This is a genomic window from Ruegeria atlantica (assembly GCF_013032455.1).
GTDB classification, from domain to species: domain Bacteria; phylum Pseudomonadota; class Alphaproteobacteria; order Rhodobacterales; family Rhodobacteraceae; genus Ruegeria; species Ruegeria atlantica_B.
On sequence record NZ_WQCF01000001.1, the window covers coordinates 700,848 to 714,202 of the forward strand.

The window sequence follows — 13,355 nt, forward strand, 5'->3', positions numbered from 1 at the left end:
TTGTTGCGCAAACAGGGTGTTCACAGCCAAGTGCCACACTGACCGTAATGCGCAACAAATCTGGCCTTCGATTTCTGAACTAGACTAGAGCTACAACTACTCTTCATAGCGGCATAAATCTATTCAAGCGCTACCGTGAAACTCGGGAGGTTAGCCAGCGATGGTGTCACCAAGTAATTCAAGAGCATCACTCACGTCGAGTGTGTGCTCTCCTCCTGTGACCGCCTCCAGGGCAACTCGCAATTCGGCGACGGCAATGTGTTTGCGCCCAAATTTTTCGCATTGCCTCAAATAATCTATCGCGGTTCGAAGTTCGAACATACTAGCCCGATGTCGACGGGCAACTTCAAAAGCATCTCGAAACTCTGCTTCGGCAGGTTCATTCTTGGACCTGGCGAGGGCGTATACACGGGCTGTCTCTGATTGGGCCCACCCCTCATTCGAAAGATCCTGATCATCGCGGGCTTTGGCCAACAAGTCCAACGCGCCTTCCCGATCACCTGTTTTAAGTCTGAGTTCAGCGATCAGTGTTAGAAAGAATGGCTTGTAGTTCCCCGCCCCGCTGGACCACCAAGCTTCTGCCGCTTGTTGCAAGGCACCGATTGTTGTCTGGTCAGGTGATACAAATGCGTCCACCCAGCTTCGCCAGAGGACGGCAGTCAAAGACATGAATTTGAATGAGTGCTTAGAAGCCAGATCTTCGAGTTGATCCGCCACTTCAGTAACCTGTTCGGGTTCACGTCGCAGTAGATGAAGCATGCACAGATAGGTGAGCGATTGTGCGATACTATGAGCATGCTCAAGCTCCCGTGCAGCAGCAACTGCTTGCTTTTGGATCTCAAGTGCTTTGTCGGGTGCCCCACGCATCCAGATAGCCAAACTCAAAAAGCAGGACGTTATCGCCGCATGATCTGATCCGTAAACATAGGCCAGATGCCCATCACGTTCACGGTTGTAGAGTTCCAGTGCCGTGTTCAAATGCTCATAGGCTGGGCTCAGCTCGCCGATATGGAACAATACTGCGCCCATCGCACGATGAGCGACCATTCGGTGCTGTGTTTCTCCGGATGCACTCGCCAATTTCAGCAGTTGCCCAGCAACATTCCGAGCCAAATCATATTCGGCACGAACCAAATGAAAGGAATACAGACCGTTCAATACGGGGAACAAGTGCTCTGTTTCTTCAACGCGTTCACACAGATCTCGTATTCGTGCATAGATGGAACCAGTTTCATCTGCCGCAATTCCAGCCGTAGATCGCAGAACACCTGCCCTAAGAACTTGTATTTCAATTTCTTTTCGGTCTCGTTCTCTACTCGGATTCTGTTCGCTCAGTTGCTCAATTGCCAGTGAAAGTTGCGTATTCGCCTCAATATTGGCTGAACGCTTAATTGCACGCTGACCCGCAAGGTATCGGCAGTCGATTGCCTCCTTACCCATCCTAGCCAACGTATAGTGGTGGGCCAGAATTTCCGGGCTAGCATCACCAATGTTAGCATCATTGTTTTTTAGCGTTTGTGCGACGCGAGCATGAAGGACCCTACGTTCACTCTTCAAAAGACTGTTGTAGGCAGTGTCACGAATAAGGGCATGGCGATAGCTGAATATCTCCAAATCTTCTGCTGCGGAGGTTGTAACGATACCCGCGTCCACCAGAAGCCTCAAACTCGCGCGCAACGCCTTGGAACTAAAACGGGACACTTCAGCAATCAACGAATAGGAAAACTGGGGGCCAATTACTGCCCCGATCTGGGCCACTTCCTTTGCCGAACTCAGACGGTCGAGTCGCGCCATCAGCGCATCATGCAATGTGCTGGGAACCGGATTTGCCAGAGAAGGCCCTCCAATCGCGCCAATTTCTCGGCCTTCGGTCAAAGCCCCTGATTCGAGGAGGTCCTTGGTCACCTCCTCGACATACAGCGGCACACCGTCAGACCTCGCAGCGACCAATTCATACACCTCGTCAGAAATCGGCTGGCCTTCGGCAACTTCGTTCACAATGCTTTTGACTTGTTCGAAATCCAGTTGTTTCAAAACAATTTTTGCAAGGTTCGATTGCAGCGCCCATCCTGGGTCGAATTCAGGCCTGAAGGTAATCACAACCAGAACAGGAAGGTCTCGAACCCGGTCCACGATCTGGTCCAGCAGCAACTTGGTGGTTGGGTCTACCCAGTGCGCGTCTTCAAACAATAGCAGCACCGGTTTTTCTTTGGCTTCGGAAATCAGACGACCCAAGAACATTCCCAGTGTCTGCTCCATTATTTGCTGGGGCGTCAGATCCAATGGCCCCAGTTTATCCTCGAACGGAATGGATAGAAGAGAGGCAGCCAGTCTAAGTTCGTTGCTGGATTGATTGCCCAATACCGATGAGATCTTTTCAAGTTTTACGTCAATTGGATCGTCGGAACGAAGCCCCGCGGCCATCTCGAATTGACGAATGACAGGGTAAAACGCACTCGCATAATGGTAAGGAGAACACTGATACCGAATTTGAGTGTGAGAAGCCCCCGAAACATTCTGACGCAGCTCTTCTACCAGTCGAGATTTTCCGATGCCTGGCTCGCCCGATACCAGCACAACTTGCCCCTGACCACCGCTAGCCAGCTTCCACTTCCCGTTCAGGGTCTCGTATTCGGCAGAGCGGCCAACCAAAGGCTTAAACAGCACATCATCTACCGCCAAAAAGCGGCTGACGGTCTCTCGTGTTCCAGTTACCTGCCAAGCTTCAACTTCTTTTGCAAAACCCTTAAGCTTGAATGCGCCACGTAGAACATACTCAAAAGCGTCACCTGCTAACTGATGAGTGCTTGGAGCAACAATAAGTGTGCCCGGATCTGCCATTGCTTGAAGGCGTGCGGCCAGATTTGGCGTCTCGCCCATGGCTGTTCCATCCTCAAACATTTTTTCGCCGCGTAGATCGCCGACAACAACTAATCCGGTCGCGATCCCTATTCGGACATTAAGTTTTGTATGGGTGCGTAAATTTGGCACTTCTTCTATGATGCGCAGACCAGCGCGGACGGCACGTTCTGGGTCATCTTCGTGGGCATGAGGAAACCCGAAAAAGACCATGATCCCATCGCCGTAATAACTTGCAATGTGACCATCAAAGGCCACAACAGAAGCAGCACAAGTTTCTTTGAAAAGCCGAAGAACTTCTGCCAGGTCTTCAGGATCGACACTCTGGGATATTGCCGTCGACCCCACCAAATCAATGAACATGACTGTAAGTTGCCGTCGCTCGGCTACTATCGCGGGACCTAATGCGGTGTTTTGTGGGCGATGTGCCCCCTCTGTGTCTGCGCGAACTGCCTTCATGAAACGTCGCCTCGGACCAAGAGGAAGCCCGATCGTTACAAGGTCCTCGTCAGTTAACTCCGTCAGATCACAATGCTCGATTTCGTGCTCAGCAAAGGCCTCAGCGTATTTGGACAACCCGTGTTTATTTAGCCAGATCGCGATATCGGTCATATCAGTCGTTTCGCTTGCTGTTCTGGCAGAGCTTTTGCCTGCGCCTCACCAGCACGCATCTCCTTAATTTCTTTAGCGTATTTGAACTCCGGGTAGTTTTTAGTCGAAGCACCTAATTCGCATTCTCACAATGAAGAAGGCCGCTTTAGTTCTGGTCAAGGGTTTCATTGCCTGTGCTGTCAGACAAATTCGAGCCAATCTCAGCTAAACCGGTAAAAGACAGATTCTGGGTGAGGTAGTCATAGATAGAAGAAACAGCAGCGGCCAACTTCCGCAAACTTGGCATGAGCCAAAAGCGCTGCAACGCCCGATCACGACGTTGAAATGGCAGATGGGAATACTCAACTCGATTTATGGGCAACCTGCCCGCCTAAACCCAACTTCTGTTGACCAGATCAGAAACGGAACCAACAGGAAATGCCACACTATTTCAGGACAGAAAACACCCGTGAAATGAGATTGGCTTAGTTGGCGGGGAGACAGGGATTCGAACCCTGGGAACGCTCTCACGTTCAACGGTTTTCAAGACCGCCGCATTCGACCACTCTGCCACCTCCCCGCGTGATGCCGGGTCTAAGGCCAACTTGAAACGGTGGCAAGAGCCAAATCGGGAAAACTCGCCTATGCGTGCGCAGTGGTCTTTCCATGACACCCTACCCCCGTTATGCTTTGCGTGAGGACCGTAACAGACCGGCAACACAGAACCGGCGACGAACGGTGGGGTTCAGGAAACGAGACCCCTTCAGGCAAGGGATGACAAAATGAAGCGAGCGACTGAGATACGTGTAAAACCGCGATCAGCAGCGGTGTTGGCCGTGACGCTGGCGGTGCTGGCAAGTTGTGATGAGAGTCTGTCGACAGATGGCGCCTCGATAGAGGCCCAAAGTGAAGACGCACAAACAAATGACCCGGTTGAATTGTTCGCAACAGCCCCGTCAGCATCCGACAAAACCGTCGAGGCACCAGATGTTTTCAATGTGACCGAGGCTGGCCTTTGGGACGGACGCCCGTCGCTGGGGGGCATATGGGTGGCCCACCCGGATGTGACGCAGCCCGAGCGTGTTGTCATTAAAAATACGACGAACAACAAATCCATTACCGGCGCTTTGTTCCGGCGGGAAAGACACCTTCCTGGGCCAGCTCTGCAACTTTCATCCGCAGCCGCGGAAAAGTTGGGTATCCTTGCGGGTTCACCCACTAAGGTCGAGGTCATCGCCCTGCGGCGTAAACCGGTGGAGAAGAAAGTAGAAGAACCGGTAGAGGCTGTTGAACCTCAAACCGCTGACAGTGCGCCCAAAGAAGAAGAAACCAAACCACAAGAAAACGCGGTCGATACCGCGTCAGCCGAAGAAGACAAGCCAAACAAGCGCAAGTGGTGGCAGAAGAAAGAAACGGTTGCAGCGGCAGGCGTAGCAGGAGCAGCAGCCGCTACGGCAAGTGAAACCACAGCCGAGGTCGCGACTGCAACGCCTGAAGAGGTCGTTGAAACCGCAACCGAGACGCCCACGACAGCCGCTCTGTCGGATCCTGAGGTGACACCGCCAGAGGACAAGCCCGAGAAACGAAAATGGTGGCAGAAGAAAGATCCTGACGAAATCACAGAAACGCCTTTAGACCCCATTGAAGGGGCCGCAGCCGCCATTGAGGCAACAGAACCCACTCCGGTCAGTGCAAACACCGCCGCCGCAGAAACGGCGGCCAAATCTCTGACCAAGCCGTTTGTTCAGGTTGGAACCTTCAATGTCGAGGCCAATGCCAAAAGCGCGGCGTCAAAAATTGAACGAAACGGAATGCCTGCGCGCGTTCGCGAACTTAAGACCGGCGACAAAACGGTCTGGCGTGTGCTGGTCGGACCAGCGGCAAATCGACAGGAACGCAACGCGATGCAGGCCGACGTCAAAGATCTTGGCTTTACTGACGCGTTTACCGTCAAAAACTGAAACAAAGGAGGCCCCAGTTGCTGTCCTCACTGCGATCATCTGTTTTGACCCTCGGGTTGGCGTTGTTTGCGCTGCCCGCCCACGCCTTTGATACAACCGCCCGCGCGGCTTACGTGATCGACCAGACGACCGGAACAGTGCTGTTGTCCAAAGAGGCCGATCAGCCCTTGCCGCCCGCGTCGATGTCCAAGTTGATGACGCTCTATGTTGCGTTCGAAGCGCTGCGCGATGGCCGACTGACACTGGACGAAACCCTGCCCGTGTCGGAACACGCGATGAGTTATGGTGGTTCGACCATGTTCCTGAACACACAGGACCGCGTCCGGGTCGAAGATCTGCTGCGTGGCATTATCGTTCTGTCTGGCAATGATGCCTGCGTTGTGATCGCCGAAGCGCTCAGCCCGGATGGAACCGAGGCCGGATTCGCCCGGTACATGACCCAGCGCGCCAAACAGATGGGTATGGACAATTCGAACTTTGCCAACTCCAACGGCTGGCCCGCTGCGGGACATATGATGTCGGTGCACGACCTTGCGGTATTGGCGGATCGCTTGATCGCGGATTTCCCGGAATATTACCCCCTGTTCGCCGAGGAAATTTTTGAATTCGACGGTCGTGCGCCCTCGAACAAGCGGAACCGCAACCCACTGCTGAAACTGGGGATCGGTGCCGATGGCCTGAAAACCGGCCACACGCAAGAGGCCGGATATGGCCTTGTCGGCTCGGCCAAGCAAGGGGATCGCAGGGTAATCTTCGTTCTCACCGGCCTCGACAGCACAGCAAAACGGGCAGAGGAGGCTGAGGCCGTGGTTAACTGGTCGTTTCGAAATTTTGTCGAGAGGACAGTTGCCAACGCGGACACGCCAATAGCCGAGGCCAAGGTTTGGATGGGGGCGCAAAAGACCGTGGGATTGGTGCCCGAAGAAGACCTTTCGTTGTTGTTCCCGGTTCTGGGCGACAAGAATATCGAGGCTGAGGTTGTCTATGACGGTCCGGTCAACGCGCCGATCGAAAAGGGGCAGCAATTGGCTGAACTGGTGATCAAGCCGGAAGGTCTGCCGGAAATCCGCCGCCCGCTGCTGGCTGCCGAAGCCGTACCCGCCGGAGGATTCGTAGTACGCATGATGACCGTGGGCGGTATTGTTCTAACCGATGTGATCGGCAACCCTCTGGATGCACTGTGACGGGAACTGGGTTGTTTCTGACCTTCGAAGGTATTGACGGATCAGGCAAGTCATCGCAGGCGCGCATGCTGGCCGAGCGTTTGCGTGATCTGGGGCATGACGTCGTCCTGACCCGCGAACCTGGCGGCTCAGCCGGGGCTGAAGAGATTCGACGTCTGGTTCTGGAAGGCGATCCTGACCGCTGGTCCGCCGAGACGGAATTGCTGTTGTTCACTGCCGCGCGGCGGGATCATCTGGAGCGCACCATCGAACCGGCGCTGGCCGCGGGCAAGGTAGTGATTTGCGACCGTTTCGCTGACAGCACTCGAATGTATCAGGGGCTGTCTCGTGGAAATCTGCGCGATTTGGTCGATCAGTTGCACACCCTCATGATCGGACGCGAACCCGATCTGACGCTATTGATCGACATGGATCCGCAAACCGGCCTTTCTCGTGCCAAGGGTCGGCAGGGCACTGAAGAACGCTTTGAGGATTTCGGCATCGACCTGCAGCAAAAGATGCGCGCTGGTTTTCTGGCGCTGGCGGACGAGTTTTCCAACCGCTTCCGTGTGATCGACGGCAACCGGGACATGGACAGCGTTGCGCTAGATGTGACAGATATCGTCCTGCAAGCACTGCGATAGACGATAGATGAGCGACGACACCCCGACCCCGGATCAGGCTCCCGGAGCCCCGCACCCGCGCGAAACCCAGCAAATGTTTGGGCAAGGCGAGGCAGAGAAGGCGTTTCTGAGCGCTTACACCTCGGACCGGCTGCATCACGGCTGGCTTTTGACCGGACCTCGTGGGGTCGGCAAGGCAACGCTGGCCTGGCGGATTGCTCGGTTTCTGCTGGCGACCCCTCCGGTCGAGGATGATGGACTGTTTGGCGCACCGCCTCCTCCTGAATCACTGGAGGTTGATCCCGAACACCCGGTTGCGCACCGTATTCTGGCAGGGGCCGAACCCGGCCTCGCCGCAATCACTCGGTCCCTGAACGATCAAGGGCGGTTACGAAACGAAATCGTGGTTGATGACATCCGTAAGCTTGGGAAATTCTTTGGCCTGTCGTCTGCGGACGGTGGAAGGCGCGTCGTCATTGTGGATTCAGCGGATGAGATGAACGTCAGCGCGGCCAATGCCCTGCTGAAAATGTTGGAAGAACCGCCTGCACGCACCACTTTGCTGTTGGTCTCACATCAGCCCTCGCGTCTGTTGCCTACAATACGGTCTCGCTGCCGAACCCTGCGTCTGTCGCCGATGGGGGCCGAGGACATGCAGGCCGCCCTTACTCAAACCGGAACTGAACTGCCAGCGCAGACTGATCATCTGGCAGCGCTGGCCGCCGGGTCTGTCGGTGATGCGGTCCGACTGATCAATCTGGGCGGGCTGGAAATTTATGCCGAGCTGATCGCCATTCTGGGCACCCTGCCCCGCATGGACCGCCAACGCGCGCTGAGGCTGGCCGAAGCTGCTGCACAGCGCGGCGCAGCTGAGAAGTTCGAGCTGCTGCTGACCCTGATCGACGTCGCCCTATCTCGCCTCGCTCTGACTGGCGCAACTGGCGCGCCGCCTATGCCCGAAGCCGCCCCGAATGAGGCAGAAACATTGTCCCGCCTGTCTTCTTCGCCTCAACAAGCACGGCAATGGGCCGAGGTCGCCGCGACAATCACTGCCCGCGCGCGACATGGTCAGGCGGTGAACCTTGACCCTGCCGCTCTGGTCCTAGATACGGTGTTCAAGATACAGGAAACCGCCGGTCGGAGCAGATGAGCGACACCCCCCAAATCACCGACAGCCATTGCCATCTGGACTTCCCTGATTTCGAGGGGCAGCTGGACCAGATCATCGCCAACGCCACCGAGGCAGGCGTGACACGCATGGTCACGATCTGCACCCGGTTACGTAACGAACCCACTGTCCGCGCCATTGCCGAAGCCCACGCGCCCGTCTTTTACGCCGCGGGCACCCACCCCATGAGCGCCGCAGATGAGCCGATGGCTACCGTTGACGAATTGGTTGCGCTCTCTCAGCATCCGAAATTCGTTGGCATCGGTGAAACCGGGCTGGATTATCACTACACAGCTGACAGCGCCGAAGTGCAGCAGCAGTCGCTGCGCATCCATATCGAGGCCGCCCAGCGCACTGGGCTGCCTCTGATTATCCATGCCCGCGCCGCCGACGATGACGTGACCCGCATTTTGTCCGAGGAACACCGCAACGCGCCTTATTCCTGCGTCATGCACTGCTTTTCCTCCTCAGCGGAACTGGCCAAGGCCGCGCTGGATCTGGGCTTTTACCTGTCGATGTCCGGCATCGCCGCCTTCCCCAAAAGCCAGGAGCTGCGCGATATCTTCACCTTGGCCCCGGTCGATCGCATTCTGGTGGAAACCGACGCGCCCTATCTGGCCCCGCCCCCATATCGTGGCAAACGTAATGAACCGGCTTACACCGCCCACACAGCCCGGAAAGGGGCAGAGGTGTTCGGCATGGCCTATGCCGATTTTGCCGCCCAAACGCAGGCCAATTTTGATCGTCTCTTTACCAAAGCCGCGACCTATAAGGCGGCTGCATGACCGAACTTCGCTGCACCATTCTCGGCTGTGGCTCGTCCGGCGGCGTGCCCCGGCTAGGTGGGCATTGGGGCGATTGTGATCCAAATAACCCCAAGAACATCCGCCGGCGTTGTTCGATGCTGGTCGAACGTGACGGGCCCGAAGGCACCACGTCCGTCCTGATTGACACACCACCCGACATGCGCAGCCAGCTACTGGACAGCGGGACCGGACGGCTGGATGGCGTTGTATATACGCATTCACACGCTGACCATGTTCACGGCATCGACGACCTGCGTATGATCGTGTTCAACATGCGTGAACGCGTGCCAGTCTGGGCCGATGGCGATACCCAAAACGCGCTGCTGGGGCGGTTCGGCTATGCCTTCATTCAGCCCGAGGGCTCTCCGTACCCGCCGATCCTCGATCTTAAATCCATAGATGGCCCATTTGAAATCGACGGCCCCGGTGGTCCGATCCCTTTTCACCCGTTCAAGGTCAACCACGGGTCGATTGACTCATTGGGCTTCCGGATGGGCAAATTGGCCTATCTGCCAGATGTGGCAGATATCTATGACGATGCGTGGTCGGTAATGCAGGGGTTGGACTGTCTGGTCATCGACGCCCTACGTCGGTCGCCGCATCCGACCCATACACATTTGGAAAAGACGCTTGGCTGGATTGACCAGTTGCAACCAAAACGCGCAGTCCTGACGAATATGCATATCGACCTCGACTATGACACGGTCGACGCGGAAACTCCCGAACACATCACCCCCGCCTATGACGGCATGGTGATCCATCAGGCTCTGTAGACCGCTGCGAAGGGGCCCAGCGATATCCCCTGGGGTAGCAAGATGCTGCAAAGCCTGATCGACGTCATCCTGCCGGTTTTCCTTGTGATCGGAGCGGGCTACGCTGCCACTTATTTGGGGTATTTCAAGGAAACCCATATCGACGGTCTGATGAAGTTCACCCAAGGCTTCGCCATCCCGTGCCTGCTGTTTCTTGCTATCGTGCGTCTGGACCTGAGTACCAGCTTTGATCCTCGGCTGCAGGTCAGCTTCTACACCGCCGCTGCGCTGTGTTTCATCGCTGGTTTGTTCGGTGCCCGCCTTATCTTTCATCGCGAGTGGGAGGACTGTATCGCCATCGGTTTTTGCTGCCTGTTTTCCAACTCGGTGCTACTGGGCTTGCCGATTACTGACCGAGCCTACGGGCCTGAAAATTTGGCAGGAAACTATGCGATCATCGCCTTCCACGCGCCGTTTTGCTATTGCATCGGCATCACCGTGATGGAGGTTGTTCGAAACCGCGGCAATGGCGGCAAACAAATGGCCCGCTCGGTACTATCCGCGATGTTTCGAAACGCACTGATCCTTGGTATTGCTCTTGGGTTTATCGTCAATCTGTCTGGCGTCGGTGTGCCGCTGGTAGTGGACGAAGCGCTTGGTCTGATAACCGGGGCTGCCTTGCCCGGTGGCCTATTTGCGTTGGGAGGAATTCTGGTCAAATACAAACCCGAAGGCGATCTGCGCGCTATCGCGTATGTCTGCGGTATCTCCCTGTTGCTGCACCCCAGCCTTACGTGGCTGTTCGGGTCAGTGGCGGGACTGCCGCAGGATTTGTTTCGATCTGGCGTTCTGACATCTGCTATGGCACCCGGTTTCAACGCCTATATTTTCGCCAACCTGTATGGCCGGGCCAAACGAGTCGCAGCCTCAGCGGTTCTGATCGGGACAGCGGCGTCAATCCTGACGGTCTGGTTCTGGCTAACACTTTTGGGCTGACAATGGCGCGGTATGGATTGACTTTATTTCATCATGAAACACCTATCGGAAAACCAGACTGGACCAATGAAATGCAGCACGCCCTAATTGTCGCCCATGGCCAACCGTCAGATCCGGCCCCAGCCGAACAGTCACTTGCCGCCTATGCGGCCGAAGTCGACGCCCTGTGCGAAGATGTAACTGTACGTTCAGCCACCCTCGCTGCGCCGGGCTTGTTCGAAGACCGCGTATCAGAACTGTCGGATGACGCGGTGATTTACCCGCTTTTCATGGCCAATGGGTGGTTTGTCACCAGCGCCCTGCCCAAACGCCTTGCCGAAAGGAAGCTCCCTATTCTCGACCCGCTGGGGGTTGATCCGAACCTGCCAGGGCTGGTCGCCGAAGCTCTGTCTGACGCGCTGAAAGACAACAAATGGGCCCCGCAGGACACCGATCTGGTTCTGGCCGCCCATGGCTCGGGCCGCAGCCGCAACCCGTCTGCAGTGGCTCGGACCTTCGCCGCTGAACTGGCACAGCGGCTGGCCTTCAGATCAATTCGCCCAGGCTTTGTCGAGGAACGCCCTTCAATTTCCGAAGCAGCCTCTGGACTGTCAGCGCAAGCTCTGTGCCTGCCCTATTTTGCATGCACCGGAGGTCATGTGCTTGAGGATGTACCGCAAGAGTTAGAGGCAGCCGCGTTCAAAGGTCAGGTCATGCCCGTTGTCGGAGAACTGCCCCAGATCCAGCAGCACATTGCAACCATCCTGACACGCGCATTTCAAAGGGGTTGACCCCCAACCACTTGGTTTACGCACGATTAGTCCGAAGCAACCCCGGATGTTGCGTCGCCATGACAAAGCCCGCCCAGCGCAGAGTACTGACAATGCCGGGACCGGCCCTTCCTTTTCGCCTCATACAAAGCCAAGTCCGCCGCATTCATGATTTCTGCCACTTTGGGGGACGAAAACTGGGTCGACAACGCGGTACCGATGCTGCCTGAAACCCGGCAGGTGTTATTCTCGAACTGCATCGGTTTTTGCAGCCGGTCGATCAGGCGCGCGGCTATTGATGACAGAATAACTTCGTCCGACATCCCCTTGAAAATAATAACGAACTCATCCCCACCGATACGAGCAACTGTATCGTCGTTGCGAGTTTCCTCGATCATAATCCGAGCGGCCTGCTGCAACACAAAATCACCTGCTGCATGCCCGTACTGATCGTTAACTGATTTGAAGAAATCCAGATCCAAATGCATCAGGGCGAAGGGGGCATTTCCCGAAACCAGATGCCCAAGCAGCACATCCAAGGCGCGTCGGTTTTTCAATCCGGTCAGCATATCGGTAAATGCCTGCTCCTTGGCCGCCAACATTGCACCCTGCAGGCGCAGATTCAGCGACCGCGAAGCTTCCATTGCGGCAGATTTTGCTTCGACAAGATACAACAGTTCGATCGCTAGATCAGTACCCGAGAAATCCGCGCTGGTCAGGGCATAATCACGTACCGCATCCAGTATCGAGATACCGAACGATAGGTTAATGACCGCACCTTTTCCCTGTGGCAGGGGCGCAATCAAGCCCTTAAGTGCCGTGCGTGGCGTGCCATGAAGTTTGAGGTGAAGCTTAGCTCCGGCCAATGACATCAACCCCGAAAGGGTCGTTACCGACCGTGGTCGAACCAGCTCGAACACTTCCAGAAAGTCTTTCCCCGCCATCGGTTGACCAGGTCGCAGTTTCTGCAAAGTCGGACCCACACGCGTTATCCGACCATCTTCGTCAACTAGAACGAACATTGGGCAAAGTGTCTCCAACAAGCCCGCCAGATCACCAGCACCCTTCATGACTTGCGCGCTCCAAGATCGAAATGGCGCCCTTTAGCGAAGGCACTTTCCACAAGCACCACCGAAATCACCTCGGCCTCGCCATCTTGACCGTCATGGGACAACATCGCCAAAGCGCCGTAATCGTCAGCCATGGCACGCAGTACTCCGACCATGACACTGGAGTATCCGGCCAGCCCCGGATGGCAGAGCAATCGGAATTCTGTCGGGCTAACCTCAATCAACTCAAGCGCCGGCAGACAAAGGTCAGAGACGGCCAGCCGGACCCTGTCAGACAAATCGTCCAGTGAATGCAGGAATTCTACATAAGTTACACCGCCGAACCGCAGCAGCCGACGCAAGTCTTCCATTTTGGGATGCGAGACCAGATAGGTTCCCAGATCCTCAAGGATTTCGGCACGCGGGCGTTTCAAATCGGCACATACTGCATCCAGAACACGGATCGTCACATCGTCATCATAGACAAGCATGGCCTCAAACTCGGTAAAGCCCAGTTCAGCCGCGTCGGCCACGCGCAACCAGCATGACTGACCGTAAGTCACGCACACAAAAGATTGGACCGCCCGATTGATCAGACCATGCATGTGATGCCCCAAATTGGTTTCCACACCAATCTG

The 13,355-nt window shown here is 55.9% G+C and carries 11 protein-coding genes and 1 tRNA gene; 8 read left to right on the forward strand and 4 right to left on the reverse strand.

Annotated features, from left to right (window positions below):
- Window positions 1-150: 150 nt before the first annotated feature.
- Window positions 151-3,471, reverse strand: a complete 3,321-nt coding sequence (locus tag GOW93_RS03425; protein ID WP_170381646.1) for an ATP-binding protein — start codon at window positions 3,469-3,471, stop codon at window positions 151-153.
- A 469-nt stretch (window positions 3,472-3,940) separates the two neighbouring features.
- Window positions 3,941-4,030, reverse strand: a tRNA-Ser gene (locus GOW93_RS03430).
- Window positions 4,031-4,232: 202 nt separating this feature from the next.
- Here GOW93_RS03430 and GOW93_RS03435 point away from each other — a divergent pair.
- The 8 genes from GOW93_RS03435 (at window position 4,233) to GOW93_RS03470 (ending at window position 11,689) form a co-directional block, all read left to right on the forward strand.
- Entirely contained in the window at window positions 4,233-5,411 is a 1,179-nt protein-coding gene (locus GOW93_RS03435) for an SPOR domain-containing protein (protein WP_170381647.1), read from the forward strand.
- A 17-nt stretch (window positions 5,412-5,428) separates the two neighbouring features.
- Window positions 5,429-6,595: a D-alanyl-D-alanine carboxypeptidase family protein gene (locus tag GOW93_RS03440; protein ID WP_170381648.1), complete on the forward strand. Its 1,167-nt coding sequence runs from the start codon at window positions 5,429-5,431 to the stop codon at window positions 6,593-6,595.
- Entirely contained in the window at window positions 6,592-7,218 is a 627-nt protein-coding gene (tmk, locus tag GOW93_RS03445) for a dTMP kinase (RefSeq protein ID WP_170381649.1), read from the forward strand. Before GOW93_RS03440 ends, tmk begins: the two co-directional genes overlap by 4 nt.
- Window positions 7,219-7,225: 7 nt before the next feature.
- Window positions 7,226-8,347: a DNA polymerase III subunit delta' gene (locus GOW93_RS03450; protein ID WP_170381650.1), complete on the forward strand. Its 1,122-nt coding sequence runs from the start codon at window positions 7,226-7,228 to the stop codon at window positions 8,345-8,347.
- A complete protein-coding gene (locus GOW93_RS03455) occupies window positions 8,344-9,150 on the forward strand; it encodes a TatD family hydrolase (RefSeq protein WP_170381651.1) in 807 nt (268 codons plus the stop codon). The genes GOW93_RS03450 and GOW93_RS03455 overlap by 4 nt, the downstream gene beginning before the upstream one ends.
- The gene (locus GOW93_RS03460) at window positions 9,147-9,944 is read left to right on the forward strand and encodes an MBL fold metallo-hydrolase (protein ID WP_170381652.1); all 798 of its coding nucleotides are present in this window, start codon (window positions 9,147-9,149) and stop codon (window positions 9,942-9,944) included. Before GOW93_RS03455 ends, GOW93_RS03460 begins: the two co-directional genes overlap by 4 nt.
- 42 nt (window positions 9,945-9,986) lie before the next feature.
- A complete protein-coding gene (locus tag GOW93_RS03465; protein ID WP_170381653.1) occupies window positions 9,987-10,919 on the forward strand; it encodes an AEC family transporter in 933 nt (310 codons plus the stop codon).
- Between the two features lie 71 nt (window positions 10,920-10,990).
- Entirely contained in the window at window positions 10,991-11,689 is a 699-nt protein-coding gene (locus GOW93_RS03470; protein ID WP_170381654.1) for a CbiX/SirB N-terminal domain-containing protein, read from the forward strand.
- Between the two features lie 26 nt (window positions 11,690-11,715).
- Here GOW93_RS03470 and GOW93_RS03475 read toward each other — a convergent pair whose 3' ends face one another.
- Window positions 11,716-12,738 (reverse strand): diguanylate cyclase domain-containing protein, encoded by a 1,023-nt coding sequence (locus GOW93_RS03475; RefSeq protein ID WP_170381655.1) that lies wholly within the window; start codon window positions 12,736-12,738, stop codon window positions 11,716-11,718.
- Window positions 12,735-13,322 carry a heme NO-binding domain-containing protein gene (locus tag GOW93_RS03480; protein ID WP_170381813.1) on the reverse strand — a complete coding sequence of 196 codons (588 nt, stop codon included), beginning with the start codon at window positions 13,320-13,322 and terminating at the stop codon, window positions 12,735-12,737. The genes GOW93_RS03475 and GOW93_RS03480 overlap by 4 nt, the downstream gene beginning before the upstream one ends.
- Window positions 13,323-13,355: the final 33 nt, after the last annotated feature.